General features: G+C 65.1%; 27 protein-coding genes. 18 read left to right on the top strand and 9 right to left on the bottom strand.

Annotation, left to right across the window (positions count from 1 at the left end; translation table 11 throughout):
• Positions 1-29 precede the first annotated feature (29 nt).
• The 4 genes from ACSQ9I_RS37070 (at position 30) to ACSQ9I_RS37055 (ending at position 3,057) form a co-directional block, all read left to right on the top strand.
• Positions 30-1,727 carry an FAD-dependent oxidoreductase gene (locus ACSQ9I_RS37070; protein WP_436316925.1) on the top strand — a complete coding sequence of 566 codons (1,698 nt, stop codon included), beginning with the start codon at positions 30-32 and terminating at the stop codon, positions 1,725-1,727.
• Entirely contained in the window at positions 1,724-2,329 is a 606-nt protein-coding gene (locus ACSQ9I_RS37065; protein ID WP_436316924.1) for a glutathione S-transferase family protein, read from the top strand. The genes ACSQ9I_RS37070 and ACSQ9I_RS37065 overlap by 4 nt, the downstream gene beginning before the upstream one ends.
• A 121-nt stretch (positions 2,330-2,450) precedes the next feature.
• The gene (locus tag ACSQ9I_RS37060; RefSeq protein WP_436316923.1) at positions 2,451-2,696 is read left to right on the top strand and encodes a hypothetical protein; all 246 of its coding nucleotides are present in this window, start codon (positions 2,451-2,453) and stop codon (positions 2,694-2,696) included.
• A gap of 70 nt (positions 2,697-2,766) precedes the next feature.
• The gene (locus ACSQ9I_RS37055; protein WP_436316922.1) at positions 2,767-3,057 is read left to right on the top strand and encodes a hypothetical protein; all 291 of its coding nucleotides are present in this window, start codon (positions 2,767-2,769) and stop codon (positions 3,055-3,057) included.
• A gap of 51 nt (positions 3,058-3,108) precedes the next feature.
• On the opposite strand, the gene ACSQ9I_RS37050 is transcribed toward ACSQ9I_RS37055, so the two are convergent.
• Complete coding sequence (locus ACSQ9I_RS37050) at positions 3,109-3,315, bottom strand: hypothetical protein (RefSeq protein WP_436316921.1); 207 nt, start codon at positions 3,313-3,315, stop codon at positions 3,109-3,111.
• 263 nt (positions 3,316-3,578) lie between these two features.
• Positions 3,579-4,487, bottom strand: coding sequence for a LysR family transcriptional regulator (locus ACSQ9I_RS37045; protein WP_436293096.1), 909 nt, complete (start codon positions 4,485-4,487; stop codon positions 3,579-3,581).
• Positions 4,488-4,582: 95 nt separating this feature from the next.
• Between ACSQ9I_RS37045 and ACSQ9I_RS37040 the strand changes: the two genes are divergently transcribed.
• The 3 genes from ACSQ9I_RS37040 to ACSQ9I_RS37030 are packed head-to-tail and all read left to right on the top strand — an operon-like array spanning position 4,583 to position 7,489.
• Positions 4,583-5,554, top strand: coding sequence for a tripartite tricarboxylate transporter substrate binding protein (locus tag ACSQ9I_RS37040; protein WP_093110702.1), 972 nt, complete (start codon positions 4,583-4,585; stop codon positions 5,552-5,554).
• 10 nt (positions 5,555-5,564) lie between these two features.
• Entirely contained in the window at positions 5,565-6,524 is a 960-nt protein-coding gene (locus ACSQ9I_RS37035) for a Bug family tripartite tricarboxylate transporter substrate binding protein (protein WP_436316920.1), read from the top strand.
• 5 nt (positions 6,525-6,529) lie between these two features.
• On the top strand, positions 6,530-7,489 hold the full coding sequence (locus ACSQ9I_RS37030) for a 2-hydroxyacid dehydrogenase (protein WP_436317119.1): 960 nt from the start codon (positions 6,530-6,532) through the stop codon (positions 7,487-7,489).
• A 555-nt stretch (positions 7,490-8,044) separates the two neighbouring features.
• Here the strand turns inward: ACSQ9I_RS37030 and ACSQ9I_RS37025 are convergent.
• From ACSQ9I_RS37025 to ACSQ9I_RS37010, 4 genes are all read right to left on the bottom strand, one after another.
• Complete coding sequence (locus ACSQ9I_RS37025; protein ID WP_436316919.1) at positions 8,045-8,524, bottom strand: NUDIX hydrolase; 480 nt, start codon at positions 8,522-8,524, stop codon at positions 8,045-8,047.
• Positions 8,525-8,629: 105 nt separating this feature from the next.
• Complete coding sequence (locus ACSQ9I_RS37020) at positions 8,630-10,132, bottom strand: ATP-binding protein (RefSeq protein WP_436316918.1); 1,503 nt, start codon at positions 10,130-10,132, stop codon at positions 8,630-8,632.
• 647 nt (positions 10,133-10,779) lie between these two features.
• Positions 10,780-11,700, bottom strand: a complete 921-nt coding sequence (locus ACSQ9I_RS37015) for an alpha/beta fold hydrolase (RefSeq protein WP_436316917.1) — start codon at positions 11,698-11,700, stop codon at positions 10,780-10,782.
• An 81-nt stretch (positions 11,701-11,781) separates the two neighbouring features.
• Complete coding sequence (locus ACSQ9I_RS37010) at positions 11,782-12,771, bottom strand: ABC transporter substrate-binding protein (protein WP_436316916.1); 990 nt, start codon at positions 12,769-12,771, stop codon at positions 11,782-11,784.
• 648 nt (positions 12,772-13,419) lie between these two features.
• Between ACSQ9I_RS37010 and ACSQ9I_RS37005 the strand changes: the two genes are divergently transcribed.
• The 5 genes from ACSQ9I_RS37005 to ACSQ9I_RS36985 all read left to right on the top strand — a co-directional run bounded on the left by ACSQ9I_RS37005 (position 13,420) and on the right by ACSQ9I_RS36985 (position 17,603).
• The gene (locus ACSQ9I_RS37005) at positions 13,420-13,752 is read left to right on the top strand and encodes an HNH endonuclease (RefSeq protein WP_436316915.1); all 333 of its coding nucleotides are present in this window, start codon (positions 13,420-13,422) and stop codon (positions 13,750-13,752) included.
• Positions 13,753-13,937: 185 nt separating this feature from the next.
• Positions 13,938-14,819, top strand: a complete 882-nt coding sequence (locus ACSQ9I_RS37000; RefSeq protein ID WP_436316914.1) for a LysR family transcriptional regulator — start codon at positions 13,938-13,940, stop codon at positions 14,817-14,819.
• Positions 14,820-14,994: 175 nt separating this feature from the next.
• Positions 14,995-15,777 (top strand): aldolase, encoded by a 783-nt coding sequence (locus ACSQ9I_RS36995; protein ID WP_436304378.1) that lies wholly within the window; start codon positions 14,995-14,997, stop codon positions 15,775-15,777.
• Positions 15,778-15,883: 106 nt separating this feature from the next.
• Complete coding sequence (locus ACSQ9I_RS36990) at positions 15,884-16,768, top strand: Bug family tripartite tricarboxylate transporter substrate binding protein (RefSeq protein WP_436316913.1); 885 nt, start codon at positions 15,884-15,886, stop codon at positions 16,766-16,768.
• 34 nt (positions 16,769-16,802) lie between these two features.
• Complete coding sequence (locus ACSQ9I_RS36985; RefSeq protein ID WP_436316912.1) at positions 16,803-17,603, top strand: transporter substrate-binding domain-containing protein; 801 nt, start codon at positions 16,803-16,805, stop codon at positions 17,601-17,603.
• 561 nt (positions 17,604-18,164) lie between these two features.
• On the opposite strand, the gene ACSQ9I_RS36980 is transcribed toward ACSQ9I_RS36985, so the two are convergent.
• Complete coding sequence (locus tag ACSQ9I_RS36980) at positions 18,165-19,931, bottom strand: winged helix-turn-helix domain-containing protein (protein WP_436316911.1); 1,767 nt, start codon at positions 19,929-19,931, stop codon at positions 18,165-18,167.
• A gap of 126 nt (positions 19,932-20,057) precedes the next feature.
• Between ACSQ9I_RS36980 and ACSQ9I_RS36975 the strand changes: the two genes are divergently transcribed.
• Positions 20,058-20,384 carry a hypothetical protein gene (locus tag ACSQ9I_RS36975; RefSeq protein WP_436316910.1) on the top strand — a complete coding sequence of 109 codons (327 nt, stop codon included), beginning with the start codon at positions 20,058-20,060 and terminating at the stop codon, positions 20,382-20,384.
• Positions 20,385-20,837: 453 nt separating this feature from the next.
• Here the strand turns inward: ACSQ9I_RS36975 and ACSQ9I_RS36970 are convergent, their stop codons facing one another.
• Positions 20,838-20,960 (bottom strand): hypothetical protein, encoded by a 123-nt coding sequence (locus ACSQ9I_RS36970; RefSeq protein ID WP_436316909.1) that lies wholly within the window; start codon positions 20,958-20,960, stop codon positions 20,838-20,840.
• 212 nt (positions 20,961-21,172) lie between these two features.
• On the opposite strand from ACSQ9I_RS36970, the gene ACSQ9I_RS36965 reads away from it, so the two are divergent.
• A complete protein-coding gene (locus tag ACSQ9I_RS36965; RefSeq protein WP_436316908.1) occupies positions 21,173-21,562 on the top strand; it encodes a hypothetical protein in 390 nt (129 codons plus the stop codon).
• A 283-nt stretch (positions 21,563-21,845) separates the two neighbouring features.
• Here ACSQ9I_RS36965 and ACSQ9I_RS36960 read toward each other — a convergent pair whose 3' ends face one another.
• Positions 21,846-22,754: a LysR substrate-binding domain-containing protein gene (locus ACSQ9I_RS36960; RefSeq protein WP_436316907.1), complete on the bottom strand. Its 909-nt coding sequence runs from the start codon at positions 22,752-22,754 to the stop codon at positions 21,846-21,848.
• 185 nt (positions 22,755-22,939) lie between these two features.
• On the opposite strand from ACSQ9I_RS36960, the gene ACSQ9I_RS36955 reads away from it, so the two are divergent.
• Genes ACSQ9I_RS36955 through ACSQ9I_RS36940 form a run of 4 tightly spaced genes read left to right on the top strand, consistent with a single transcriptional unit; the run spans position 22,940 to position 26,837 of the window.
• Entirely contained in the window at positions 22,940-24,001 is a 1,062-nt protein-coding gene (locus ACSQ9I_RS36955; RefSeq protein WP_436316906.1) for an ABC transporter substrate-binding protein, read from the top strand.
• A 35-nt stretch (positions 24,002-24,036) separates the two neighbouring features.
• Positions 24,037-25,107, top strand: a complete 1,071-nt coding sequence (locus ACSQ9I_RS36950; protein ID WP_436316905.1) for an ABC transporter ATP-binding protein — start codon at positions 24,037-24,039, stop codon at positions 25,105-25,107.
• Positions 25,100-26,029, top strand: coding sequence for an ABC transporter permease (locus ACSQ9I_RS36945; protein ID WP_436316904.1), 930 nt, complete (start codon positions 25,100-25,102; stop codon positions 26,027-26,029). Before ACSQ9I_RS36950 ends, ACSQ9I_RS36945 begins: the two co-directional genes overlap by 8 nt.
• A 13-nt stretch (positions 26,030-26,042) precedes the next feature.
• Complete coding sequence (locus tag ACSQ9I_RS36940; protein WP_436293085.1) at positions 26,043-26,837, top strand: ABC transporter permease; 795 nt, start codon at positions 26,043-26,045, stop codon at positions 26,835-26,837.
• Positions 26,838-26,869: the final 32 nt, after the last annotated feature.

Raw genomic sequence — 26,869 nt, 5'->3', positions numbered from 1 at the left:
ATGACAGCTCCTGGGATGCCGAGTACGACGTGGTCGTCATCGGCGCAGGCGCCGGCGGCATGGCAGCGGCCCTCACCGCGAACATCGAAGGCCGCAGCGTGCTGCTGACCGAAAAGACGGACCGCGTCGGCGGATCGACCGCGGTGTCCGGCGGCGCCGTCTGGGCGCCGTTGAATGCGCAATCCGCAAAGGTCGGGCATCCCGACACCTTCGAGAAGGTCTGGACGTACATGCAGAAGACGGTAGGCGATGCGGCACCGGCGGCGATGCAGCAAGCCTTCCTGCGCAACTGCGCGGGCATGGTCGACTACTTCGAAAAGAACACGCTTGTTGAGCTGGTGGCGCGCAGCAACTCGCCGGACTACTACCCCGACCGCGAAGGTGCCGCGTTCGGGGGCCGCTCGCTGGATCCCGCGATGTTCGACGGGCGGTCGCTGGGTCGGAATTTCCAGGAGCTGAGGGATCCGCTGCCCGAGTTCCAGGTGCTCGGCGGCATGATGATCAACATGACCGACGCCAAGCACCTGCTTGCGGTCACGCGGTCGTTCGAGTCGTGGCGCGAGGGCATGAAGCTGGTGCTGCGCTATTTCAGCGACCGCTTGCGCGGCTATCACCGCGGCACGCGCCTGGTGTTGGGAAACGCACTTGCGGGGCGGCTGTTCAAGAGCGTGCTCGACCGGGGGATCGAATACTGGCTGAATGCGCCGCTTGAGAAACTGCATGTGGTGGACGGTCGGGTGACCGGGGTCTCGCTGATGCGCGATGGCAAGCGGGTCGCGGTGCGGGCTCGGCGCGGCGTGATCGTGGCGACCGGCGGATTTCCTTGGAGCGAAACGCTGCGCAGCGAACTTTATCCGCAACCGAGCGGCCCATGGTCCATGTCACCGCAGGCCAACCAGGGTGAAGGCATCACGTTGGCCAAGGAGGCCGGCGCCACGCTCGGCACCGGACACGTGAGTCCCGCGTTCTGGGCGCCGGTGTCGATCCTCAAGCGGCCCGACGGCAGCGAGGTCCGGTTTCCGCATCTGGTATGGGATCGCGCCAAGCCGGGGCTGATGGCGGTGAATCAAGCGGGGGAACGCTTCGTCAACGAGTCGACGTCGTACCACGAGTTCGTGCGCGCCATGTACCGGTCGCACGAGATGGTGCCCACGGTGCCCGCGTTCCTGGTATGCGATCATGACTTCATGGAGCGGTGGGGCCTTGGCCTGGCGCTGCCTGGTGGCCGGCCGCGGGAGCATCTTGTGCGTGCGGGCTATCTGTACAAGGCGCAGTCGCTGCGCGACCTGGCTGCGGCATTGGGCATCGACGGGGAGCGTCTCGAGGCTTCGGCCGCGCGGTTCACCCGGTTTGCCGAAAGCGGCAAGGACGACGATTTCGGCAAGGGCAGCACGGCCTACAACCGCTATCTCGGCGACCCGGATCAACAGCCGAATGCCTGCCTCGGGCCGTTGCAGCGCGGCCCCTTCTACGCGGTGAAGGTGTATGCAGGCGACATCGGAACGGCCTGCGGCATCGCGTGCAACGAGCACGCACAAGCGCTGGACGCGCAGGGCCAGCCCATTGTCGGCTTGTACATGGCCGGCAACGACATGCATTCGGTAATGGGCGGCGAGTATCCTGCGCCGGGCATTACCCTGGGTCCCGCCTTGACCTTCGGCTGGATCGCCGGACGCCATGCGGCGAGCTCTCCCGAACTCCATTCCACAGCCGGCGCGCCCTCATGAAAATATACTTCTCCCCCTTTTCGCCCTATGTGCGCAAGTGCCTGGTCGCGGGCCACGAACTCGGCCTGAACGATCGGATTCGGCTCTTGCCCTCCAATGCAGGCCCCATCCAGCGGGACAAGGAGATCATTGCCAAGAATCCGCTCGGCAAGGTCCCCACCTTCATCACCGACGACGGCCAGGTGCTGTACGACAGCCGGGTGATCTGCGAATACCTGGACGATCTGGCCGGCGGCAACTTGTTCCCGCGCACGGGGTCCGCGCGATGGGCTGCGCTCACGTTGCAATCACTGGGCGACGGCATCCTCGACGGCGCGTTGCTGGCTCGCTATGAGGACGTGGCGCGTCCGGAGGCACTACGCTGGAGCGAGTGGCGTGCGGGGCAACTCGACAAGGCGGAAACTTCGCTTGCCCACCTGGATAGCCACCCCGAGATGCTGGAAGGCCGGGTCGACATCGGATCGTTGACCGTGGCTTGCGCGCTTTGGTACCTGGATTTACGGTTTGCGAATTTCGATTGGCGCAGCCGCCATGCCGGTGTGGCTAGCTGGTTCGCCAAGTTCAGCCAGCGGGCGTCCTTGCAGGGCACTTGGGCGCTTTGACCCGCCGTTTTGGTCAAACCGCACCAAAAGAAAATGAGTAAAACGAACGGTGTGGATCGAAAGCCGCTCGCAGCGCAACAAATTTCAGAGGAGCACCTCTCCATTCTTGGTCCAACCTTCCATGGCCAACTTGCAGACGTTGCAGTCACTCGGGATTTCGCTTCCGAGCCCGGCCTATATCCTTGGTGCCGTGTTATTCGGCCTCGTCGGGTTCGTGGCGTATCGTTACGGAAAGCGCGCCGGTCGCCAGCGAAGCAAATGGCTCGGTGTCGCCCTGATGCTCTATCCCTACGCGATTGCACAGACTTGGTTGCTATACGTCGTGGGCGCTGCGCTGTGCGTAGGTGTGCTCATCGACTGCGACTGAGTCTTCGACTTCCAGATTGGGGCAGGAACACGTCGGGGAACTGAACCAAGCTTCAGCGGTATCGAAAGCCATGACGATTCGTGTGGAGTGCTGCGCCGGCCATCGCGGTGAACCGGAACCGTTCGCCTTCTGGCTCGGCGAGCGCCGGCTTGCCGTGCGTGGCATCGTTGACCGCTGGTTTGCGCCAACGCAGCGCTGGTTCAAGGTCGACGCAGATGACGGGCATCTTTACGTCCTCCGATGCGACGAGAAGACCGGAGACTGGGAACTTGCCGCCTTCACGCTCGGGCCCGGCCAAGTCCAGCAGCTACCGTCATGGCTCGAGGCGTTTCTCGTCACGGCTTGCAAGATTGAGCGGTAGCTCCGGACGTCTGCTCTTGGGCCGCATTCTGCCTTCGCGCTGGGCGCCCATCTACAAGCGACCTGTTTCTCGCCCTTGGCGTAACGGGTAGAGCGGCGAGGTGATGATTGCGGAGATTTGATCCGTCAGTTTGCCGGCGAGCGTCTCGGTCCGGGTCCAGATGGCCACGCCCAGATCGGTGCTGAACGCGACCAGTGGCACCCCCTCGGGCGTCGGCGTGAGGTCGCCTTCCTGCTGCGCCTTGGGGTCAGGCGCCAATTGCCGCGCTGGCCAGGAACGCGCTCGAGCAGCCCGAGCTTGCGCAGCGTTTGCTGTGCCAGCGGACGTTCCGGTGCGCCAGGTTGTGGGGCTGGCGCGCACGGCCAACAGGCTTGCGCTCACCGCCGGCCAGGTCGAGCGCTCAGGAGAGAGCCTGGTTCGAGATGCCTTCTTCGTCGATCTGGACGTTCCGATTGGCGGCTCGTGTAGTGGAACCACGAAGGTGCAGAGTCGGCGCCATGACGGGCGGCGAATGAGGCGGCTCAGGGGAGCGAGGTTGCGAGCCCCTTCGTACGATGACTGATGACGAACTCGCGCAGCGAGTGCAGCGCCGGGTTGCGCGAGTCCTCGCGCCATGCCAGATAGATCTCGGCGGTGACGTCCTTGCGCCAGAGCGGCCTCAGCACCACGTTCTCGAAGCCGAGATACTTCGCCGAGGCGGGGACGATGGCGATTCCGATGCCCGAGCGCACCAATGAAACGATCGTATGGGTTTGCCCGATGTGATGCACGTACTCCGGCGAGCGGTCCGTTGCGGGAAACAGATCGACGATCTTGTCGTGGAAGTATTTCCCCTCCCTTTCCGAGTACATGATCATCGGCTCGCCGGCCAGATCTTCGCGGCGCACGCGAGACTTGCTGGCCAACGGATGCCGGGCAGGCAGCGCGAGCACCATGGGCTCTTTCGCGATGCGGTGATAGCGAATGCCCGCCGCCGGCTGCGTCGGCCGCACGAAGCCGAGGTCGATGGTCTCCGACTCGAGCGCGCGAAGCTGGTCTGACGAGACCATCTCCTTCAGCAGGATGCGGATGGCGGGCAATGCCTTGCTCACAGCCGCCAAGAGTTCCGGGATGAGCGCATAGCCGCAGACGGCCGTGTAGCCGACCACAACGCGGCCGGCCTCGCCGCGGGCAGTGCGTCGCGCCATGTCGGCAGCAAGCTCGGTGCGGCGCAGGATCGCCTCGGCTTCTTCACACAGGACTGCGCCGGCGGCTGTGAGGCGCACTCTCCGGCTCGTCCGTTCCAGCAGCTGGGCGCCCACGGCATGTTCGAGCAGCTGGATCTGGCGCGACAGCGGAGGCTGCGTCATGTGAAGCCGCGCCGCGGCGCGGCCGAAATGCAGTTCCTTGGCGACGGCGACGAAGCAGCGCAGTTGGAAGAAGTCAAGCATCGATCCAGATTGTGCATCGATCGATCCAGGATCTGGCTTGGACTTTTATCGATCCGCTTCTTAGACTCCAGTTCAAATCCTCCAGGAGACTTTGCATGCGTCCACTCGTCCTGGGCATCCTTGCCGCAGCGACTGCTGCGTCCTTCGCCGCGCCGGCCACTGCCCAATCATTCCCCGCCAAACCGATTCGCATCGTGGTGCCCGCGACACCGGGTGGCGCGATTGATCTCGCCGCCCGCGTCATCGGCGACAAGCTCGCGCAGGCGTGGGGCCAGCCAGTCGTCGTCGACAACAAGCCGGGCGCCGCGGGCATCTCCGGCACGGACATCGTCGCGAAGGCGCCTGCAGACGGCTACACCTTCGCGCTCGTCGCGAGCAGCCATGCGATCAACGCCACGCTCTACGGCAAGCTGCCGTACGACACGCAGAAGGACTTCACGCCCGTCGCACTCACCCACGTGGTGCCGCTGGTGCTGGTCGTGAACAACAACCTGCCGGCGAAGAGCGTGCGCGACTTCGCGAACTACCTCAAGGCGAACCCGGGCAAGGTGAGCTACGCGTCTTCGGGCAACGGCGGTGCGCCGCACCTGTCGGCGGAGCTGTTCAAGTCGCTGACCGCAACGACGATGACGCACATACCCTACAAGGGCAGCACCGCGGCGCATACGGACCTCATCTCCGGCGAGGTGCAGGCGATGTTCGACACCGTGGTTGCGATCGGACCTCAGATCAAGGCCGGCAAGGTGCGGCCCCTGGGCGTGACCACGGCGAAGCGCTCCGCCGCATTGCCCGAGGTCCCGACGATCGCCGAGTCCGGCGTGAGCGGCTACGAAACGAGCACCTGGGGCGGGCTTATCGCGCCCGCCGGCACGCCGAAGGACATCGTGGCCAAGGTCAACGCGGAGGTGAACCGCATCCTGAAGATGCCGGATGTGCGCGAGCGGCTGCAGGCTTCGGGCGCCGAGCCGGGGAGCGGAAGCGCCGATGACTTCGAACGTTTCATCCAGTCGGAGATGCAGAAGTGGGGACAAGTGGTCAAGGCCTCCGGCGCCACGGCCACACAGTGAAGGGGCAGCCTTGAAGAAGTCATTGATTGCGGCACTGGTCTCCATCTCGGCGGCTGGTGCCTTCGCGCAAACGTGGCCGGCGCGCGCCGTCACGCTGGTGGTCCCATTTCCCCCGGGTGGCGGCACCGATACCGGCGCCCGCATCGTCGCGCAGCAGCTCTCGAAGAAGTGGGGCCAGCCGGTCGTGGTGGAGAACAAGGGCGGGGCGGCGGGACAGATCGGCGCCGAGTTCGTGGCCAAGGCGCGCCCCGACGGCTACACCATCCTCATGGGAAACATCGGAACACAAGCGATCAATCCCGTGCTCTATCCGAAGCTGCCGTACAACCCCGACACGGCGTTTGCGCCCATCGCTCTGGTGGCGGAATTGCCCCTCGCGATGATGGTTCATCCCGGCGTGCCGGCGAGGTCGGCGAAGGAACTCGTCGCGCTGGCCAAGGCGCAGCCCGGCAAGCTCAGCTACAGCAGTTCCGGCGCCGGCGGCGCTCCGCACCTCGCGGCCGAAATGTTCAAGGACGCGACGGGCAGCTTCATCCTTCACGTGCCCTACCGCGGTGGCGGACCTGCGATTGCCGACCTGCTGGCCGGGCACGTCCAGCTTTCCTTCATGACCGTTCTGGAAGCCAGCGGGCACCTCAACGCGGGAAAGCTGCGTGCGCTGGCCGTCACCAGCGACAAGCGCGTGAGTGCGCTTCCTGCCGTGCCCACCCTCGCGGAATCGGCGGTGCCGGGATTCAACAGCATCTCGTGGATCGGGCTGTTGGCGCCGGCGCCGACCCCGCGCGATGTGGTCGAGAAGATCTCCGCCGATCTGCGCGAGGCGGTGGCGAATGACGAAGTGCGGGAGAAGCTGGTTCAGCTCGGCGCCGTCCCAGCCGCGACGACGCCCGATCAGTTTGCGCGGCTGATCGACAACGACCGCAAGCGCTATGCAGAGATCATTCGCGTGCGCAACGTCAAGATCGATTGAAGAAGATGACCGACCGTCCCGTCCTCCTCCAGACCATCGCGCTGCTGCCTTCGCTGGAGCGCGCACTCGCCGAAAGCTACATCGTGCATCGCCTGCCCGGGCGCGGGTCTGAGCGCGATGCCTTTCTCGCCGAGCGCGGCGCGGAGATCACAGGGGTGGTGACATCGGCGGCCAGCGGTGCCGACGCTGGCTTGATCGGCTTGCTGCCCAACCTGCGTGTCATCTCGAGCTTTGGCGTCGGCCTCGATCGCCTGGACGTCACCGCCGCGGCGCAGCGCGGAATACCCGTCGGCTACACCCCGGATGTTCTCAACGACTGCGTCGCGGACATGGCCATGGGACTGCTGCTGTCGGTGGCGCGGCGGCTGCCGGAGGCGGACCGCTACGTACGCGCGAAAGGCTGGCAGGGTGGCGGCCACTCGCCCTTTCCCCTGGGCCGGCAGGTGAGTGGCGCGAAGCTCGGACTCGTTGGCCTCGGCCGCATCGGCCGGACGATCGCCCGGCGCGCGCTGGGATTCGACATGGAAGTTCGGTACCACACACGGCGGGCTGTGGAAGGCGTCGATTGGGCCTATGAACCTCAGTTGCTCGATCTTGCGCGCTGGGCGGACTTCCTCGTGATCATCACAGCGGGCGGTCCGGGTACCCGCCACCTCGTGGATGCCGCGGTGCTCGATGCACTGGGCGCCAAAGGCTATCTGGTGAACGTGGCCAGGGGAACGGTGGTCGACGAAGCGGCCCTTGTCGACGCATTGAAGGGAAAGCAGATCGCCGGCGCCGCCCTCGACGTTTTCGAGGACGAGCCGCGTGTGCCGGTCGACCTCCTCACGCTCGACAACGTGGTGCTCGCACCGCACATCGCGAGTTCGACGGTGCAGACCCGGGAAGCCATGGGCCGAAGGGTGCTGGACAATCTTTCGGCGTTCTTCTCGGGGCGCGCGTTGCCCAGCGCTGCTGCGAGCTGATGCTGCCTCGCCGCGGAACTTGCAAGAACTGAGAGCCTTCGGGGGCGCTTCCATCCCGCCTGTTTGTGCGCCACTGTGTTTTGAAGCATGACGTTGGGTGCTGTGTGTTGGTGCCGATAGCTTCTGGCCAACTTCGTCCGCTCTTGGGCCGGATTCTGCCGCCTATCGGTAGCTGTGCATGACAAAGTTGGGCACGGAGCCTGCTCGGACCTTTCGCTCCCAAATGTCCAACCACGCGCCACCCATCTTCCAGAAGACTCTGCACTGTTGAAAATAGCTAAGAACTGACCCGAACTCCCCGTGCTTCAGCAGCTCTTTTGCGAGCTGCATGCTTGGCCCGAACGAACCGAGTTGAGGCGACCCGCTGGTTTCGCCGGACGCTTTGAGCTCCTGTATACCAAGCAGCAGTTCGTCCTGTCGCACCGCAAGGAGGCCCAGGACGGTGTGAGCAAGGCGCCTAAGTTGCCTCTGCATGCGTCGCGTGAGCGGCTCTCGCTCGCTCTCAGCTTCGAAGCTAGTCCGTTTGCTCGTGCGCTTTGGCATCTTGTTGCGTTCCTAGCCTTCGACCGGCGGCATCGCTTCGAAGCCCGGCAGCGACCGAAGCAGCGCAGTCATCGACTTTGCAGCAAGCGCCGGTACATCCGCAATGTCCACCCACCTAAACTGGTCCACTTCGGGGGTCATCACGCCTGACGCGCGGTGAGGGAAGAAGCTCGTGCATTTGCATGCCGCGATGTCGCAGTTGCGCGTGTGCAGGACGACACGGAAAAGGTGTAGGTCCTTTCGGGAGAGGTAAAGCATGCGCCCAAGCTCCTCCATCGAATCCGCAATCAGTTCGATACCCGTTTCTTCCCGGACTTCGCGGATGGCCGCCTCGCGCGGAGACTCGCCTTCTTCCGCGCCACCCTTTGGGATGTCCCAGTGCTTCTGCCCGGTGGCGTGCGCCAGCAGGAGCTGACCTTGCTCGTTCAGGATGAGCACCCCATAAGAAGTGGTCTTCATTGTCGTTGGGCGCGGCACGGTTTGCGACGTCATGCTGGCCGACTGTAGCCGGCGATCGGCCGAATGTAGCCAGTCCCGGCCGGCCCGCCGCGCAGGAGTCGAGTTTGAGGCACGGGCGACTTTCGAGCACCAGGGCTCTCAGACGAAAGCGGCGTAGTCATGCAGGTCTTTGCATCCATACCCTCGACTAACGAGGGCGGCACGCTGCTCAGAGGTGAACTCGGGCGAGAAGACGACTCTCTCTTGCGTCCAGTTGCTCAGGTGTTTGTGCTCGCGTGCAGCCATGAATCCCGCGACATGCTGGTCGAAGACCTCGAGGGCCGCGTTGTCGTGCGCGCCAGCGGTGCGCTTACAGGAGCCGAAGCGAATACGCTTGCTGGCCTCATCCAGCGCGACAAGGTCTATCTCGATGCTACGGGCCACGTCCCGAGGCCTATTCCAATAACCGAGCCTGAGCTCAGACAGCTCGAAGTCGCCGAGGCCTTTGCGAGACATCTCGGTATGCAGGCCGCGCACCAGCTTTTCGAAGGAGAAGCCCTCGAGAACCTCAAGCCGGCGCAGAGCCGGCGCCAGTGCTTTGTCCAACGGTTTGAGCCGCGCGGCTTCGCGAGCGGGCTTCGCCACTGCAAGCCACGCCTGCAGGAAATTGTCGGCGAGGTAGTAGCGCGCATTTCGGCTCTTGCTGTCCGAGAACACAGGATGGAGCTTGTCCACCATGCGGTAGTCGTTGACGAGCCGGCTGATGTGCGTGCCTAGCGGCGTCTTGTCGTGAGGGTCGTTCAACGCCGTGACCAGGTCTCCATTGCTGCAACCTGCGTGGTCGGCCAGGTAGTGCAATATGGAAACGGCTCGGCCGCGCAGTTCGCGCAGGAACCACGTGTCGGCCTCTTCAGACAACGGGCTGGAGCCGCGCACGAACATTCGGGTCAGCAGCTCTCGAGCGAGGTCCGCCGCGGGTGCCGCGAACAGGTCCTGCTCGAATGCATCGTGATAGAACTTTGGGACCCCTTCGAAGAAGGTCCAGAGCGTGAGCCATCGCTGCGGTTCCTCAACACCTTGGCTACGGAACACCGCCATCAGGTCCTGGAAGTCCCAGTGGTCCAGCCGGATTTGTGCCGTTATGCGCCCATACAGGGGTGCTGCCTTGTCGTCCAGGAGGGCATTCATCTCGGACTGAAGAGAGCCCAGCACGAACAGCCCGCCGCGGCGCAGACCAGCGTTGCGCAGCCGGTCCACCTGCGCCTGAAGGAACGAATTGAACGCATGAAGCTTGGCGCGCGTGAAGTACTGGAACTCATCCAGCACGACAACCATGCCCGCATCGCAGAGCTGGCCGATGGCATCGGCCATTGACGCAAAATCCGTCACGTTTGCCGCAAGCGCCCGTGCATCGTCGCGCTCGCATTCGCCAAGGCTTCGAGCGAACGTGGTTGCGACATCGCGCTCGTCGGAATCGGGCACTTGCATGTACACGAGGTTCGCCCCCAGGCTAGCCTCGCCCTTTGCAAGCTGGCCCAGCAGCGTTGTCTTGCCTATCCGACGGCGTCCCTCGATGCGGCAGAAGTACCAGCGCTCGGCCTCAACAACGCGCCGAAGCTCCGCCAACGGCTCGGTCCGCCCGTAGAAGCCCCACTCAGCCATGTAATTCCTTTAAGATACAAATTTGTATTCTAAATGAAAATGACGGATAAGACAATGATTTATATGGGTTTTTTGGCGGCAGAATCTACCGCCAAGACGGGCCCGCAGGCAGTGAAGCTGTAGGAACTCATCGAACTTTTCAGTCAATCATTCAAGCGGGACGCGCTCTGATGAACTCGCACTTGCCGGGTCGCGCCGGCCGCTTCGGGCCCTGAGCGGCTGTATGCGAGCCCGAAGTCGCCGCCAAAAAGCGGTCGATCAATAAGGCACGATTTCAACGCAGCTTAAGCGGGAGGGTGCCGTCGGGATACTCAACCTGCGGCCACGGCGTCCCCGGCTTCATTGCGCCTCCGCTCTCGCACGCGCGGTTAGAGAGCTTCGCCTTGGTGCGGGACTTTTCACATAGGCTCCGCCGAAAGCTGACATCGCCCGTATGGCCCGAAGGGCCCGAAGGGTACTTGCGCACCGTGTTTCGCAATAGGCTCGTCGCGTGTGCGATCTCGCGTACTGATTCGCCTTGGCGGAACCGCGTCCGCCGGAGTTTGCCAAGCACGCCCATTGTGATCACTCGTGCCCCCAGCCTGGAGCATCGGCGCCGACCGAAAATAGCCCCACTTTCGAGCGCTATGCCGATCCGGCGCCGCGGTTCAGTACTTGGAAATGAATGCGACGATGGCCTCACTGAACCCACCGGGGTTCTGGCGCGGCATGCCGTGACCCGCGTTGCGAATGAGGACACGCTCAGAGTTCCGGAGGCAAGACTGCATCGCGTCGAGGTACTTCCCGTATTGAGGGGGGCTCTTCTCGCCGCCGAGCAAGAGGACGGGCGAGGCAATGCGGCCCGCGTCGGCGCAGGAGTACGGATCGAATCTGTTGCTGGCCATCCCCTTGAGCGTCCAAGCGTTACCTCGAAGTGCCTGACGGCCCGGCTCGGCCAGTGCCTTCCAGCTGCCGGGACCGGCGATCTCGTCCAAATAGTAGGCGAGGCCGTCGTCGACTTTGCCCCGCTCAAACATGGCGACAGCATTGGCAAGCTGTTGTTGCGCCCTTTGTGCCGTGGCCGCGGCGGTGGGATCGGCAGATTCAAAAGCAGACATGCCGTTGCCTCCCTCCGCGATCGTGAGCGTGCGGAACAAGTCGGGATTCGCCGTTGCCGCATAGAGCGCGAGAGAGCCACCCCTGGAATGGCCAACGAGGTGAACGGGGCCGGCGCCGAGCGCGCGAACGAACGCGGCAACGTCAGACGCGTGCTGACGCATGGAGAAGGCTCCACCTTTGCCATCCCATGGTTCCGGGTAGTAGTGGCGAAGGCTCACGGAGATCACCCGGTACTTTGCCGAAAGCGGCTCCATGATCCCGGCGAAGTAGCGATAGTCGAGAGGAGAGCCGTGCACAAGGACAATCGCCTGACCCGCGCCGCGCTCGACATAGGCCATGTCGTAGCCGTTGACCCGCAGGGCCTTCGCGCCTACAGGCAGCTCCCAGGTCCGCGGCGGAGTCTGTGCACACGAAGTAAGCAGCACAGTTGCGACGGTCATCACAGTTGCCAGAGATGCACGCCACATCATCTCGTTCTCCTTGGGTTCAGGTTGGAGTCACACGCGCGCGCTGCGGCTGGGATTCGCTGTCGTCACGCGCAAGTGGCGCCCTCACTGATCGACCAGGCGATTCGCCCTGCTCAGGATGGCCGGCGAAAGCGTCAGCCCGAGTTGTCGCGCCGCATTCGTGTTGATCACCAGTTCCGGCCTCTTGACGATTGCCACGGGTAAGTCGCCCGCCTTCGCCCCGCCAAGGATCTTGGCCACGTAGTCGGCCGCCTGCCGGGTCGATTCGGAGAAGGTCGTCCCGTAATTGAGCAGGCCGCCGCCATCCACATGGTCGATCGGCGAGAGCGTTGGCATCCCGTACTTGGTTGCCAATGCGGCAATCTGCTTGCGGTTTGGCGTGGTGACGGGCGTGGAGATCACAACAACAGCACCTGCGCCGGCTGCCTTGGCAGAGTGCAATTCCTTGTCGAAGTCCGGATTCGGGCCTCTGACCACCTTGAACGTCTGCACCTCCAGGCCAAGCGCGCGTGCGGCGTCTTCGTTCGCCCGGAACAGGTTGGGCGCGGCGCCGTCGTCGCCAAGCAGCGCAACGCGCGTGACGTTCGGCAACACCTCCTTGAGGATCTTCAGTTGTTCGCGGGCTTGCAGTGGATCGAAGGTCGTCAAGCCGGTCACGTTGCCGCCGGGCCGCTCTGCATTGGCCACGAGCCCGAAAGCCACCGGGTCCAGGACGATCTCGAACACGATCGGGATTTCCTTGGTCACGCCGGCCGCCGCGCGAGCTGCGCTGGCCCCGATTGCAACGATCACCTGCGAGTTGGTGTCTACCAGCTGCTTGGCGGATTGCGGCAACAGGTCGAGACGATTGTTCTCAGGCCATCGGCTCTCGATCACGACATTCCTGCCTTGCACGAAGCCGTGGCTCACCAGCGCCGTCGCAAACTCGTCCAGCAGCGAAGGCCCAGAAATTGACGAAGCGCTGGGGCCGAGAAAACCCACCCGGTGAACCGTGGCAAGCTGCTGCGCATCCGCGCGCGAGGGCAGCAGCAAGGCAAGCGCACATGCAATGACAACACCGAACAGCTTGGACATAGGTACCTCCGCCGGTCCCGTCGTGGGATGCGGATTGTACGACTGCGCACGGTGTTCAACCGAGCGTCGGTGGCCATTTCGAGCCCCGGCGTCGCGAGTTCCATGCGATCGCAGGTTAGCCGCCATTAAATACCAGCCCGACCGTAGCGTGAAAGGGAAGTCCGTGTGCAGAAGTCGAGCGCCTCAACCTCCCGATCGAGGCCCTACAACGCTCAGCTTGCTCGTTGCTGGAGGGAAGACGAAATCTCGCTCCTCCAGACCAGCCGGGCGGGACGGACTCCTTGTGGCCGGCTGTAGCCGGTCGCAACCGGGGAGCTTGGGGCCCGAAGCGGCGGTACGTGTCGCTCTGACACTCGAGCGTACGGCACGGGACCCAGGCCACGTCGTCAGAGAACAAGGCAGTACTTGTGGTTCCCATGGTTCTCGAGGTCGCTGCGCAGCGAAAAGAGGTGACCGGTGTTGGTCAGACAAAAGCGATCTTGCCAGCCGAATGATGCTGAAATAGACTTCGCACTGCCCGAGGTGTGAGAACCTCGGCTTCGCCGGCAGCATTGCCGCGACAGCCAGCATAGTCGTATGACCTGGCGCCCGCATCTGCGCTCATGGCGTCGCGGGGAATCACAGCCGTGAAACCCTCTCGTGACGCCTATGACAACAGCCAAGATCCGCACCCTCCGAAGTCTAGCCTTCGCCGCACAGCACGGCCGCTGCATCTACTGCAACTGCCCGATGTGGCTCAACTACCCGCAGGCATTCGCCAAGCGCCTGAGGATCTCGCTCGATGAGGCCAAGCTATTCCGGTGCACCGCCGAGCACAAGGTTGCTCGTAAGGACGGAGGGAAACACACGCGAGGCAACATCGCAGCGTCGTGCTGGGATTGCAATCACCGTCGGCACGCGGACAACCCGAACTGCGCGATGGACCATCTAACGTACTCGATCCACGTCGCCTGGAATGTGAGAGAAGGAACTTGGCGCTAGTGTGGTGCGCCATTCAGATATGTACTTATCTTGTGCTCCTTGCCAGCGCGGCCTTGGCTCGCGTGACCTTGGCCAGGATGTCGTTGGGGCGCCTGGCCGTGGCTGGCCATCCAGCGCGTCACGGCAGCACGGTCGTTGCGGTGCGAAACCCTCCAAGGCGGTCTTGTTTGTCTTACGATCCATCCGTGCGATTCGACCTCACCACGCTAAAGCTCTTCGTCAGCGCGATCGAGCACGGCAGCATCGCAAAAGCTGCAGAGCACGAGCACATCGTCGCTTCGGCGGCGAGCAAACGCATCGGTGACCTCGAGGCCGGGCTCGGAGTCGCGCTACTCGTACGCCAGCACGCGGGAGTCGTCCCGACCGCTGCGGGCGAAGCGCTCGCCCGCCATGCGCGCGAGGTCATCAAGACGCTCGACCGAATACCCGATGCGCTCAGCACCCTTCCTGCAGACGATCAGCCCGATCTCCGGATGTTGGGGAATCAGACCGCGGTTGTCGTCGTGGCCGCGGATCTCGCGAGCTACATCGCGCAGCGGCCCGCGGTGAAGATTCGTCTTGAAGAAGGCCGGAGTCTGCAGATCATTGAGGAGGTCGCGCAAGGGAGCGCCGACGTCGGCATCATCGGCCACTTTCAGCCCATCGACCGGATGCGCGTCGTTCCTTATCGCAGCATTCCTCTCATGCTGGTCATGCCGGTTTCGCATCCGCTTGCCAGCCGCGGGGCGATCTCTTTCGCGGAAGCGCTCGAGTTCGATCTCATCACGCTGGTGCAAGGCACCGCACTCCGCGGCTGGGCGCTGGCAGCGGCAGCCCGCATGGCGCGCAAGCCGAAGTTCACCATGCAGGTCCAGAGTTACGAGGCGATGCGCGCGATGGTGCGGGCGGGTCTCGGTATCGCGGTGATGCCCGCGCCAAACATTCTGCCGTACGAGGATCTCCTGCAGGTGCGCGCGCTGCCGCTCACCGACGATTGGGCGCGCATGCAGCTCTACCTGGTGTGCGCCCCGCGCCCGGCCGCCGCCCCTGCGATCGAGGAACTCCTCGCGCATCTCGCTGCGGGTTGAGCCATCGCGGCCCGCGACGGCCGGCGTTCCGAAAGGTCAGTTGCGAATGAAGCCGGGCGCGTCCAAGCTTGGACGTAGAGCCATCAACCGGGAGTGCAGCAATGCTCCCCCTCATCATCGGTGTTTTGGCGGCCTTGGCAGTCGTCGCCTTCGCTGAGAGAGAAAGGAATCCCCAGTGAACAACATGGTATCCCGGCCGAAATCCGAGTACGACGCGAAGTTCCGGGCCGATCTGGACAAGTTCGTGCAGGTGACCGGCTGGACGCTGCAACAGAAGGTCGCGCTCGCGTGCCGCATCCTCGATCGCGATGGGCACGAGTCCGCGCTCGCGGGCCAGGTTTCGGCGCGCGGGGAGAAGCCCGGCACCTACTGGACGCTCCGCTTCGGGCTGGGCTTCGACGAGGCGCGCGAGAGCAACATCCTGCTGATCGACGACGACTTGAACGTCCTCGCTGGCGAGGGCATGGCCAACCCCGCGAATCGATTCCATCTTTGGATCTATCGCGCCCGTGCCGAGACCAACGCGATCGTGCACACCCATCCGCCGCACGCTTCGGCGCTGTCGATGATCGCGGAGGAACTCATCGTGTCGCACATGGACACCTGCGTGCTCTACGAGAACTGCGCTTATCTCCCCGAGTGGCCGGGCGTGCCGATTGGCGACGAGGAGGGCGAGATGATCTCGACCGCGCTGGGCGACAAGCAGGCGGTGCTGCTCGCGCACCACGGCCTGCTGACTGCGGCGACGACGATCGAGGACGCGGCGGTGCTTGCGTTCTACGTCGAGCGCGCGGCGAAGCTGCAACTTATGGCGCGAGCGGTGGGGCCGATCAAGCGGGTGAAGCCGGAACTCGCACGCGAGGCGCGTAGCTATCGCGGCAGTCCCAAGTACATCGCTGCGACGTTCAATTACCTCGCGCGGCGCGTGCTGCGCGAGACGCCGGACTGCCTGAGCTGACGCAACCAAGGGAGACGATATGACACACCCTTCAATGCACCGAATTTGCGCGGCACTGCTCGCGCTTGCAGCCGCGACGGCGTCGGCGCAGACCTACCCGAACAAGATGATCCGCATCATCGTGCCGTACCCGCCGGGCGGCGGCGCCGACATCACCGCGCGGCCAATCGCCCAGATGCTCAGCGAACGCTGGGGCCAGCCGGTCGTCATCGAGAACCACGGCGGGGCGAGCGGCATGATAGGCGCGGACATGGTCGCCAAGGCGCCGCCCGACGGCTATACCCTCTTGGTCAGCGCCTCGGCGGAAGTCGCGCTCAATGTTGCGCTCTTCCCGAAGATGCCGTACGACCCGGTCAGGGATTTCGCGCCGATCACGCTGGCGACGGTGACCCCCATGGCGCTCGTCGTGCATTCGTCGTTGCCCATCACATCGTTGAAGGAATACATCGCGATCGCAAGGGCGAAGCCCGGATCGATGACGTTCGGTTCGGTCGGCTCCGGTACCCCCCACCACTTCGCCGGCGAGTGGCTGAAGATGCAAGCCATGATCGACATCGTGCACGTGCCGTACAAGGGCTCCGGCCCGTTGATCAACGATTTGCTCGGCGGGCATTCACCAAGCGGTTTTGCCACGCTGCTGCCGGCGATGCAGCATGTGAAGAGCGGCAAGTTGCGCGCCCTGGCGGTGACGACGCAAAAGCGGGTGCCGCTGTTGCCGGACGTGCCAGCGCTCGCCGAAACGCTGCCCGGATTCGACGTCAGCCAGTGGAACGCCGTGTGGGCGCCGGCCGCGACGCCGAAGGACGTGCTCGACAAGCTGAGCGCGGAAATCACGCGCATCGTGCAGTCGCCCGACTACAAGGCGCGCATGTCGGAGCAGGGCAGCGAGGCCATCGGCAATTCGCCATCGGAGCTCGCGTCCTTTCAAAGGGCGGAAATCGACAAATATCGCAAGATCGCGGAGCAGGCGAACATCAAGGTCGACAAGTAAAGGACAGGAAAGTCCAACTCCAAAGGAGAACGCAATGCGCACGACTCTTTGGCTGATGACTGCAATACTTGGACTGCTGCCTACGGGCTGTGCGGGCATCAGTACCGCCCCCACAGCGGAAGCGCGACAGGCGTTGGCTCCAACCGGCAAGCTTCGCGTTGGGCTCTTGCTTGGCAGCCCCACACACGTGATCAAGGATCCCACGTCGGGTGAGATGAAAGGGATCGGATTCGACCTCGGAAAGGAGTTGGCCCGGCGCATGGGGGTTCCGTTTGATCCGGTCCTGTATCCATCAATCCCAGCCCTCCTCGACAGCGGAAGGTCCGGCGCTTGGGACGTCACCTTCTTTGGGTTTACTCCTGGGCGCGCGAAGGATTTCGACTTCGCCAAGACGCACCTGGAAGTCGAATTCGGCTACCTCGTCCCAGCCGGTTCTTCCATCTCAACGATGGCCGATGTGGATCGCCCCGGAATTCGAGTTGCCCTGCAGGAGAGGTCCGGCCCGGATGTCTTCTTCTCACCCCTACTGAAAAATGTTGTGGTGGTCCGGGCATCAAGCAACCCTGCCACATTGGATCTGCTGAAAACCGGGAGAGCGGACGTCATGGGTAGCATCAAGCCAATCCTGTTCGAATTGTCGAATCAGTTGCCCGGTTCTCGGGTTCTCGACGGTCGGCCTGGTATCGATCCGCACGCTATGGCGATGCCGAAGGGACGGGACCTCGGCGTGGCTTACGCGCGCAAATTCGTCGAGAGCGCGAAGTCCGAGGGGCTGGTCAAGGCGGCGATCGAGAGGGTCGGAATGCGCGGCGCCCTTGTGACCACGACGCAATAACGCTCTCTAGCCTCGAGCGGGGCCAGCAGCCGTACGAACGACGCCATGATCACGAACTTGGAAGGCCGTGACGTAGTTCTGCTTTTGGCCGCATTCTGCCTTCCTGGTAATGCCGGAACAGTCGCCGCGGCCGGCCGACTACTTGGAGCTCCCTCGGCCGATGAGGTCCCACGCAAGGCCAGCAACCCAGCCGATACCCACTAACCATGCCCCAGCCTGAACGGTATCAATATCGCCCGGCGCGGCCCAATGGATCACCATCGCGAGCAGCAACCCGGCAAGGGCACCAAGACAAGACCGTGGAGAAACGAGAGCATCAAGCATCTGGGAGCTCCTTGCGAATGACCGTTCCTGGCCGATCGCGCATACAACCAACGTGAGGAATCGGCATCCTCAAAGTTGATGACAGCTCTCGCGCCAGTTGGCTGAAGACACGAACTGCTCTTGTCGACCCATCAGCGACTTCCGTAGTCTTGAGCTCGCCGCCACAAGTCCGCCGCTCGCTTAGCCGCTCTGACCCATGCGCAGCCACCCGAAGACGGCCCGCAGCGCGGAATCAACCTATTCGGGCAGCCCAGCCTTCACCAGCCCCGCGTAGTAACGCTCGCGCTGGGCGCGGCAGAGGTCGTTCGCGCACAGCCGCTCGTCGCGGAACGACGAAATCGTGTAGGAGGGCAGCCGCCGTCTGAACTCCGCCAGCGCCGCGCGCGCGGTTTCCGTCTCGCCCAGGTTCGCTGCCGCCGCGGCGACCCACGAATGAGCCACCGCATGCTGCGGCCGCTCGAGCACCGAGCGCCGCGCCCATTCGAGCGCCTCGCGGTCGCGGCCCAAGTACAGATGCGCCGCCGCGGTGACGACGAAGATGCCGTTGAGATTCGGATCGCGCGGGCTGAGCCGCCGCGCCTGCTCGAGGGCGGCGATCGCTTCATCCTGCCGGCCGAGCGTGCAACGGGCATAACCGAGCCAGAACCAGCCGCTTGCATCGTTGCGATTGAGCCCGATCTGGCGCCCGAGCAACTCCACCGCCTGCTCGGAGCGGCCGGCCAGCGCGAGCGTCGTACCGCGCACGCCGACGACGCGTGCATCGGCGGGATCCAGTTGGAAGGCCTGCGCCGAGAGTCTGTCGGCCTGTTGCAGCCACTGCTCGCGCGTCGCGCCGCGCAGGCTCAGCCAGCGCTGCGACACGTCGTAGTTATAGGTCTGTGCCAGCAGCGCGAAGGCGAGCCCCGACCCCGGGTCGCGCGCGCTCACCTGCTCGAGCAGCCGGCGGGCCTGCTGCAGGGAGTCCGGCGTCGTCCGGTTGAACTGCAGCAGCCAGCGCGCCTGCAGCAACAGGTCCTGCGAGTCGGCACCGGGCCGCGCTCGCGCACGTGCGGTTTCCACCTCCTGCAGCGTCAGGTCCAGCGACCTCGCCACCGTCCCGGTGACTCGGCGGTACAGCGCAGGAAGGTCGGGTAGCTCGCCATCGATACGGTCTGCCCACAGGGCGCGCCCGCTCTCGCCGTCGACGAGCTGCAGGGTCAGTCGCACCGTGTCGCCCTGGCGCACCAGGCCGCCGTCGAGTACATAGCGCACGCCGAGCTCGCGGCCCACGCGACGCGCGTCGACGCTGCGGCCGCGGTAGCTGTCCGCGGTCGCCCGTGCGATCACGAAGCTCTCGGGGATGCGCGACAGGTCGACCGTGATCTCGTCGGTGAGCACGGCGGCCAGCCGGTCCTGCGCCGGGTCGCCGCCATCACTTGCAAGGGGCAGCACGACGATCGACAGGCGAGGCGGTGCGGGTGGCACCACCGGTTCGCTGCGCTGCTGCCACCACCAAGCTAACGCTGCCGCAGCGACGGTGGCAGCCGCGAGGCCGCTCCAGAGCGCGACGGCAGCAGCGCCTCGCCTCACCGGCGCGGCGGCCTCAGCCGCGACCGTGCCAATCGCCGCCCGAGCCGACGAGGACGGCACTGCCGCTTCGCCAGCGGGTGTGGCCGGCCCCGCATCGGCGGCGCGTGAGGCCGGCACAGGCTCGACCGGCGCCGCGAAGAGATACCCGCGCCGTGGCAGCGTCTTAATGATGTGCTGCCCGTGCTCGCCGAGCACCTGCCGGATGTCGGAGACACAGCGCGTCAGCGACTCCTCGCCGACAACGACATCGGGCCAGACGGCGGCCAGGATCTCGTCCTTGCCCACCGGCCGGCCTGCGGCCTCGGCCAGGTAGACCAGCACGTCGAAGCTGCGCGGGCGAAGGTCGAGCCTCCGACCGGCCCGGTGCAGCGTGCGGCAGCCCGCGTCGAGATCGAACTCTTCGAAGCGCAACCGGTTGGCGGCTCGAACCTGCATCTGGTCTCCCCGGCCTGTGGGGGGAATTTTCAGCTTTTTTCACCACGCGTGCCGGTTCCTTCATGACGGCGCGCGAGCTGTGGAGGCGCAATGGCAGCGGCACCCTCACCCGCCATCGGAGGCCCCATGACCCACCGTCGTACTCTGTCCATCGCAGCCACCATCGCTGCCTCGCTTCTGCTCGCGACCCTTGCTTCGAACCCGCGCGCGCAGCCGCCCAACGGCACCCACGCGGCCGTCGACCGCGAAGTGCGCAGCCTGAAGGCGGCCTACCTGCGCTGCGAGCGGGCCGCGACCGAGCGCCTGCTCGGCATGGGCGAAGCGGCGAACTGCTCGGTCATCTACGAAGAGCTGCTCAGGGTCGGCTTCGGCGGCGACTTCAAGCGTCTGCTCGCCTGGTGGCACGCCGAACGTGTCGCCGAGGCGCGCGGCGAGCGCATCGCCACGCCTTGAAGCAGCAGGGCCGGCCGCGCCCGCACTGCGCAGTCACCGCTTCGGCAGAGCCGACCCCGAGTTCAAGACCGATAGTGCGGCCTGAGAACGCACCAGGCTAGGTCAACCGAGCGCCGCGCAGCGGTCGAGACGCCCCAGATCGAGGTATCCCAGGCACCCGGCCGGTGTCGGGATTTGCAGAGGGCGATTGAAGTTCCTTTGCCCACGCATGCGCGGGCGGAGCTGGCCAGTGTCAGCGATTCAAGGCCACCTTTGCGTTGCTACATTGCCGTCGCTGGCGACCGGCCGCTTCTTCTGGCCGACTGTAGCCGGTCGGCGCCCACCCACGGCCCTCGTAGGAAACTGAAATGTTGGCCTTTGGAGATCAGTGAACAGTATGTGCCTTGGCTTTTGAAGCACCCAGGAGCGGTACTGAAATGTTCGCTGCTTTCCAACAGAAGCCGCTGGACAGGTTCAGCCGCCGCGCGGTGGCAGCGAATCCCGCACGACGAAGTACTTGTCGCCTGAGAAGCGCAGGTACCCCTTGGCGACAAGATGCTCAAGGAAGCGAAGCACTTCCGAAATGATGCCGGTCATGGACTCGCCAGCGCTAGCGTCGAATCGCGCCCAGGTCCAGCCGTTCACCGCTGCCGCGGAGAAGCCGTAGTCGCGCTTTCGCGCGTCCGCAAGCGTGCCAACAATCGTTGGCCAGCTCGCCAGCTTCAAAGGGGGCTAGGGCGAAGGCTCGCCATTGCATCGCGATCTCCACGCGGTCCACGCGGCCAACGACGAGACCTGCCGATCGACTGGTGGCGACGCCCGAACCGCTGCGGCCGCAGGAGCTGAAGCCCAAGCCAGAGCGGGCGCGGCCGAAGCAGCCACCGGCCGAGCTTTCGCTGTTCTGGAGTTCGGCCGCCATGACGATGATCTTGAACGTGCCAGGCGCCAGCCCGGGCGACATTGCCCGAGGCCCCGCCGCAGCGCAGGCTGTCTTCGCGAAGGTGGGAGTCACCCCGATGCAAGCCGCCGAAGCATTGCTCAAGCGCGATGGCTTGGCTACGTTGGGCTTCCCGGACGGAGGCGAACCCTCCGCGGACGAATTCGCTGCGGCCGATGCCTTCGACGTGGCGAAGAAGCTGCGATCCTGGCGCGCTGCGCGGGCTGGGCTGATGTGCCCGAGGAAGCACATCTGCGCGTGACGCCCGACGTCTTGTGGCGATCTCGCGAGGCGACGGCCGCCCGACGGAAGTTGGACGTCACCGCCTTCGCCGGTCGGGCTGTTCCAGGTTCGCGCTGTGGCGCTCATCCCTTCGGGACGGCCCGTGGCCGCCTTGCGCATCCCTGACGCGGAGGCGGGAAAGAAGGCAGTCGGGGTGTCTGTGATCCGCGAAACCAGATGTCGGAATCGCAATCGTGAGGACAGCAAGGCCGACCCATAAGGCATGCAGCGCTGACGCAAAGTCTGCGGCGGTGCCCGCTGAACTAGGTGCTCACGAACTTCGGATCCAACTCTTGCACCGCAAACCGCCGGACATGATCGACGAAGGCGCTCACCAACATCGATGAGGTGCGCCGCGCCGGCGTCAGCACGGAGAATTCCGTGACCATGACTGGCTCGAACGGCAGGAAGGTCAGGCCCCTGCCGCGGTGCTCCAGCGCGGTGATCGGGTCGACCAGCGACACGCCGAGGCCGGCAGCCACCATGGCGCAAATGCCGGCCGACACCTGCGTCTCTACCTGTAGCTCGCGCTCGATGCCGTAGGACGCGAAGAGCGCGTCGATGTGCAGCCGCGATTCGATCGCATGCGGATGCGAGACGAAGTGCTCGCCGGCCAGGTCCGCGGGGCGGATCACCTTTTTCCTCGCGAGCCGGTGATCGCTCCGCATCACGCAGACCATCCGGGTCGCGATCAGCTGCTCGCCGTGCGTGCTGGAGTGGCTCATCGGCAGGACGACGAAGCCGACGTCGCAGCGCTCGCCCACCACCAAGTCGACCACGGTTCGTGACGAATGGTTGGCGAGCGATATGCGGATGTCGCTGTGCTCGCGCAGGAACGTCGCGATGGCGCGCGGCAGGAACGACAGCGCCAGCGCCGGGGCTGCAGCGATGCGCAGCGCGCCACGCTGCAGCGAACGTATCTCGTCGGCGGTTCGCGCGATGCGTTCCATGCCGAGCAAGGACCGCTCGACCTCCTCGTTCAGCGCCTCTGCTTCCGCCGTGGGTTGCAGGCGCCCTCGCACGCGCAGGAAGAGCGCGAACCCGACGCTTTCCTCCAGGTCGGCCACCAGCCGCGTGACGGCCGGCTGCGACACGTGCAGCGACTCGGCCGCACGTGTCACGGTTTGCCACTGCATCACGGCGCGAAAGGCTTCCAACTGACGAATCTTCATATGAGCAACTCCATACGCCAATGTTATGGGTTTCCGAAAAAAAACGATTGTTCAGTTGGAGATCGAATGACTAATCTCCGAGCTGCGAGTGAAACCAACCGCAGATTCCATCCTGGTGCACCATAAGCAAAACGCATCATGATGGGGAAAACCCCGACTTCTTGGTGCGCAACAAAGGAAATCCCATGATGCTTCGTCCCGTTTCCGCGGCCGTGAATGTGGCCGTCTCCGCAGCGCTGGCACTCGGCGCCCTGACCGCAGCGACCAGCGCGTTGGCCGATCCCACCACGCTGTATGTCGGCTCCTACGGCGGGTCGACCGAGAAGGCCTTCAAGGAGAGGCTGATCCCCGCGTTCGAAGCCAAGCACAACGCCAAGATCGTCTACGTGCCGGGCAACTCGACCGACACGCTGGCCAAGCTGCAGGCGCAAAAGGGCAAGCAGGAACTCAACGTCGTGCTGCTCGACGACGGCCCGATGTACCAGGCGGTGCAATTCGGCTTCTGCGACAAGCTGGGCAACCCGGCGGTGCTGAAGGACCTGTACCCGGTCGCGCGCATGACCGACAGCGCGGTTGGCATCGGCATCGTCGCCACCGGCATCGCCTACAACACCGAAGCCTTCAAGAAGGCGAACCTGCCCACGCCGGATTCATGGGAAGTGCTGACCGACAAGCGCTTCAAGCAGAAGGTCGCGATCCCGCCGATCAGCAACACCTACGGGCTGCAGACGCTGCTGACCTTCGCCAAGCTGCGCAAGGGCGGCGACAAGAACATCGACCCCGGCTTCACCGCGATGACGCGCGAAATCGGCCCCAACGTGCTGGCGTGGGAGCCCTCGCCGGGCAAGATGACCGAGCTGTTCCAGAACAACGACATCATGTTGGCCGTCTGGGGCAGCGGCCGGGTGCAGGCGCTGAAGGACACGGGCTTCCCGGTGCAGTTCGTCGTTCCGAAGGAAGGCGCGCCGGCCTTGCTGACGGCCGCCTGCCCGGTGGCGCAGAACAGCGCCCCGGCGCTCTCGCAGGCCTTCGTCCAGTATCTCCTGACGCCCGAGGTGCAGGCCATCCTCGCTGACACGCAGGGCTGGGGCCCGGCCAACAGCAAGGCGAAGCTCGAGCCGGCCGTCGCCGCCAAGGTGCCTTACGGCAAGGAGCAGATCGACAAGCTGCTGCCCACCGACTGGACCGTCGTCAACGAGAAGCGCGCCGAGTGGACCAACCGCTGGAACCGCACCGTCGAACGCTGAGCTCGCAACGCCGCTCCTGAACCCGGGCCCCCTTCATGACCTTCCTTCAACTCGATCAACTCGGCAAGGTTTTCGGCGACTTCCGCGCGGTGGAGAGCCTGAGTCTCGAGGTTAAGCGTGGCGAGTTCATCTCGCTGCTCGGCCCTTCGGGCTGCGGCAAGACCACCACCCTGCAGATGGTCGCGGGCTTCGTCGAGCCGACGCGCGGGCGCATCCGCCTCGACGGCGCCGATATCACGGGCATGCGGCCGGAGAAGCGCGGCATGGGCGTGGTGTTCCAGAGCTACGCGCTCTTCCCGCACATGACCGTGGCCGAGAACATCGGCTTCGGCCTCGAGATGCGCGGCATCCCGCGCGCCGAAAAGCTCAAACGCGTCGACGAGACGCTCGAGCTCGTGCGGCTGCCGGGCCTCGGCAAGCGTTACCCGAAGGAACTCTCTGGCGGGCAGCGGCAGCGGGTCGCCATCGCGCGTGCGCTGGCGGTGCGACCCGCGGTGCTGCTGCTGGACGAACCCATGTCGAACCTCGACGCGAAGCTTCGCGAGGACATGCACGTCGAGTTGCGCAGCATCCAGCGCCATCTCGGCATCACCACGATCCTGGTCACGCACGACCAGGTCGAGGCCATGACGATGAGCGATCGCATCGCCGTCATGCATGGCGGACGCATCGTGCAGCTCGCCACGCCGTACGAGGCGTACGAGCGGCCCGAATCGGCGTTCGCATCGTCCTTCCTTGGCAAGACGAATGTGCTCAAGGGCGTGGTCGAAGCGCGCAACGCGCGCTGCTGCGAGGTGCGCGTCGGCGATTCGCTGCTGCACGTGCCGCACCAGGAGAAGCCGCTCGCGCGCGAGGTCAACGTCTACGTGCGGCCCGAGAAGGTAAGGCTCGCGCCGGCCTCGGCCGCGCACGGCATCCCGGCCACGATCCGCACGCGCCTGTTCCTCGGCAACCACTGGCTGGTCGAGGTCGACAGCGCGCTCGGGCCCATGCGCGTGAGTCACCCCAACATCGGCTCGGTGCCGCCGGCCGAAGGCGAGGCGGTCGCCGTGCATTGGCTGGACGACGACCTGCGCCTGCTCGACACGGAGGCCGCGCATGGCTGAGGCCGCCACCGCTCTCGTGACTGGCGCGCCGGCCCGGGCCGCGCCGCCGTCGAAGTCGGTCGAGCCGCGCGCCGGCTCCGCGCCCTGGCTCCTGAGCGCACCCGCGCTGCTGCTGTTCCTCGGGCTGCTGGTGATTCCGCTTGCGCTCACCGCGGTGCTGTCGTTGCACTCGTTCGACGGCACGCGCGGCGTGCTGCCGGACTTCACCGCGCGCAACTACCTCGAGGTCTTCTCGGACCCGTACTACTACGAGATCTTCCTGCGCACGGCCGGCCTTGCGCTGGCGGTCACGCTGCTGTCGGTGCTGTTCGGCGTGCCGGAAACGATCATCCTGTCGCGCATGAAGGCGCCGTGGCGGGGCATCTTCCTGGTCGTCATCCTCGGCCCGCTGCTGGTCTCGGTCGTGGTTCGCACGCTGGGCTGGGCCATCCTCGTGGGCAACAACGGGCTCATCAACGCGGGCCTGCAGGCGCTCGGCCTGACGGACGAACCGGTGCGGCTGCTGTTCACGATGACGGGGGTGGTCATCGCGCTCACGCATGTGCTGATGCCGTTCATGGTGATCTCGGTATGGGCCTCGCTGCAGAAGCTCGATCCGCAGGTCGAGAATGCGGGGCTCTCCTTCGGTGCTGCGCCTTTCACGGTGTTCCGGCGCATCATCCTGCCGCAAATCGTGCCGGGCATCCTGTCGGGCGCGATCATCGTGTTCGCGCTCGCGGCGTCGGCCTTCGCGACGCCGGCCATCCTCGGCGGGCGCCGGCTCAAGGTGGTCGCCACCGCCGCGTACGACGAGTTCCTCAGCACCCTGAACTGGCCGCTGGGCGCGTCGATCGCGATCCTGCTGCTGATCGCCAACGTCATCGTCATCGCCGGCTTCAACCGCTGGCTCGAGCGGCGCTACGCGCAGGTCTTCGAAGGCTGAGAAGGAGCACGACATGCGCAAGAACGGACTGCTCTCTCTCGTCTATCACACGATCTTCATCGCCTTCATCCTGGCACCGCTGGTGGTGGTGGTGCTCGTCTCGTTCACCGGCAAGGGCTACATCTCGCTGCCGACCGACGGCTTGTCGCTGCGCTGGTTCCGCGCCATCGGCGGCGCCACCGAACTGGTCAACGCGTTCTGGCTGTCGCTCTGGCTCGGCCTCGCGAGCGCGACCGTCGCCGTGGTGCTGGCGGTGCCGGCGGCGCTCGCGCTCGTGCGCTACCGTTTTGCCGGGCGCGGCGCGATCGCGGCCTTCTTCATGTCGCCGCTGATGATCCCGCACGTCGTGCTGGGCGTGGCCTTCCTGCGCTTCTTCACCACCATCGGCGTGTCGGGCTCGTTCGTCTGGCTCTCGTTGACACACGTCGTCGTGGTGATGCCGTACGCGCTGCGGCTGGTGCTGGCCTCGGCCACGGGCCTCGATCGCGATGCCGAGAAGGCGGCGCTCTCGCTCGGCGCGAGCCGCATGACCGCGTTTCGTCGCATCGTGCTGCCGCTGATCCTCCCTGGCGTGGTTGGCGGCTGGATGCTCGCCTTCATCCAGAGCTTCGACGAACTCACCATGACGGTCTTCGTCGCCACGCCCGGCACCACGACGCTGCCGGTCGCCATGTACAACCAGATCGCCCAGACCATCGACCCGCTGGTCGCATCGGTGTCGACCGTGCTCATCGCCGGCACGGTGGTGCTGATGGTGCTGCTCGACCGGCTCGTCGGCCTCGACCGCGTGCTGATCGGCAAGGGCTGAGCGCGGTTTGCCCGCATCCGGGCGCTTCCTTT

It is taken from the genome of Variovorax sp. LjRoot84, from assembly GCF_964254305.1.
GTDB lineage: Bacteria > Pseudomonadota > Gammaproteobacteria > Burkholderiales > Burkholderiaceae_C > Variovorax.
The sequence above is the reverse complement of the archived record's forward strand: the minus strand, read 5'-3'. Positions and strand labels throughout refer to the sequence as shown.

Excerpts from the sequence above, each read along its gene's own strand:
- ACSQ9I_RS37065 (WP_436316924.1), top strand. The coding sequence starts at position 1,724 with ATGAAAATATACTTCTCCCCCTTTTCGCCCTATGTGCGCAAGTGCCTG.
- ACSQ9I_RS37060 (WP_436316923.1), top strand. The coding sequence starts at position 2,451 with ATGGCCAACTTGCAGACGTTGCAGTCACTCGGGATTTCGCTTCCGAGC.
- ACSQ9I_RS37055 (WP_436316922.1), top strand. The coding sequence starts at position 2,767 with ATGACGATTCGTGTGGAGTGCTGCGCCGGCCATCGCGGTGAACCGGAA.
- ACSQ9I_RS37045 (WP_436293096.1), bottom strand. The coding sequence starts at position 4,487 with ATGCTTGACTTCTTCCAACTGCGCTGCTTCGTCGCCGTCGCCAAGGAA.
- ACSQ9I_RS37040 (WP_093110702.1), top strand. The coding sequence starts at position 4,583 with ATGCGTCCACTCGTCCTGGGCATCCTTGCCGCAGCGACTGCTGCGTCC.
- ACSQ9I_RS37030 (WP_436317119.1), top strand. The coding sequence starts at position 6,530 with ATGACCGACCGTCCCGTCCTCCTCCAGACCATCGCGCTGCTGCCTTCG.
- ACSQ9I_RS37025 (WP_436316919.1), bottom strand. The coding sequence starts at position 8,524 with ATGACGTCGCAAACCGTGCCGCGCCCAACGACAATGAAGACCACTTCT.
- ACSQ9I_RS37020 (WP_436316918.1), bottom strand. The coding sequence starts at position 10,132 with ATGGCTGAGTGGGGCTTCTACGGGCGGACCGAGCCGTTGGCGGAGCTT.
- ACSQ9I_RS37015 (WP_436316917.1), bottom strand. The coding sequence starts at position 11,700 with ATGATGTGGCGTGCATCTCTGGCAACTGTGATGACCGTCGCAACTGTG.
- ACSQ9I_RS37010 (WP_436316916.1), bottom strand. The coding sequence starts at position 12,771 with ATGTCCAAGCTGTTCGGTGTTGTCATTGCATGTGCGCTTGCCTTGCTG.
- ACSQ9I_RS37005 (WP_436316915.1), top strand. The coding sequence starts at position 13,420 with ATGACAACAGCCAAGATCCGCACCCTCCGAAGTCTAGCCTTCGCCGCA.
- ACSQ9I_RS36990 (WP_436316913.1), top strand. The coding sequence starts at position 15,884 with ATGATCCGCATCATCGTGCCGTACCCGCCGGGCGGCGGCGCCGACATC.
- ACSQ9I_RS36985 (WP_436316912.1), top strand. The coding sequence starts at position 16,803 with ATGCGCACGACTCTTTGGCTGATGACTGCAATACTTGGACTGCTGCCT.
- ACSQ9I_RS36980 (WP_436316911.1), bottom strand. The coding sequence starts at position 19,931 with ATGCAGGTTCGAGCCGCCAACCGGTTGCGCTTCGAAGAGTTCGATCTC.
- ACSQ9I_RS36975 (WP_436316910.1), top strand. The coding sequence starts at position 20,058 with ATGACCCACCGTCGTACTCTGTCCATCGCAGCCACCATCGCTGCCTCG.
- ACSQ9I_RS36970 (WP_436316909.1), bottom strand. The coding sequence starts at position 20,960 with ATGACCGGCATCATTTCGGAAGTGCTTCGCTTCCTTGAGCATCTTGTC.
- ACSQ9I_RS36960 (WP_436316907.1), bottom strand. The coding sequence starts at position 22,754 with ATGAAGATTCGTCAGTTGGAAGCCTTTCGCGCCGTGATGCAGTGGCAA.
- ACSQ9I_RS36955 (WP_436316906.1), top strand. The coding sequence starts at position 22,940 with ATGATGCTTCGTCCCGTTTCCGCGGCCGTGAATGTGGCCGTCTCCGCA.
- ACSQ9I_RS36950 (WP_436316905.1), top strand. The coding sequence starts at position 24,037 with ATGACCTTCCTTCAACTCGATCAACTCGGCAAGGTTTTCGGCGACTTC.
- ACSQ9I_RS36945 (WP_436316904.1), top strand. The coding sequence starts at position 25,100 with ATGGCTGAGGCCGCCACCGCTCTCGTGACTGGCGCGCCGGCCCGGGCC.
- ACSQ9I_RS36940 (WP_436293085.1), top strand. The coding sequence starts at position 26,043 with ATGCGCAAGAACGGACTGCTCTCTCTCGTCTATCACACGATCTTCATC.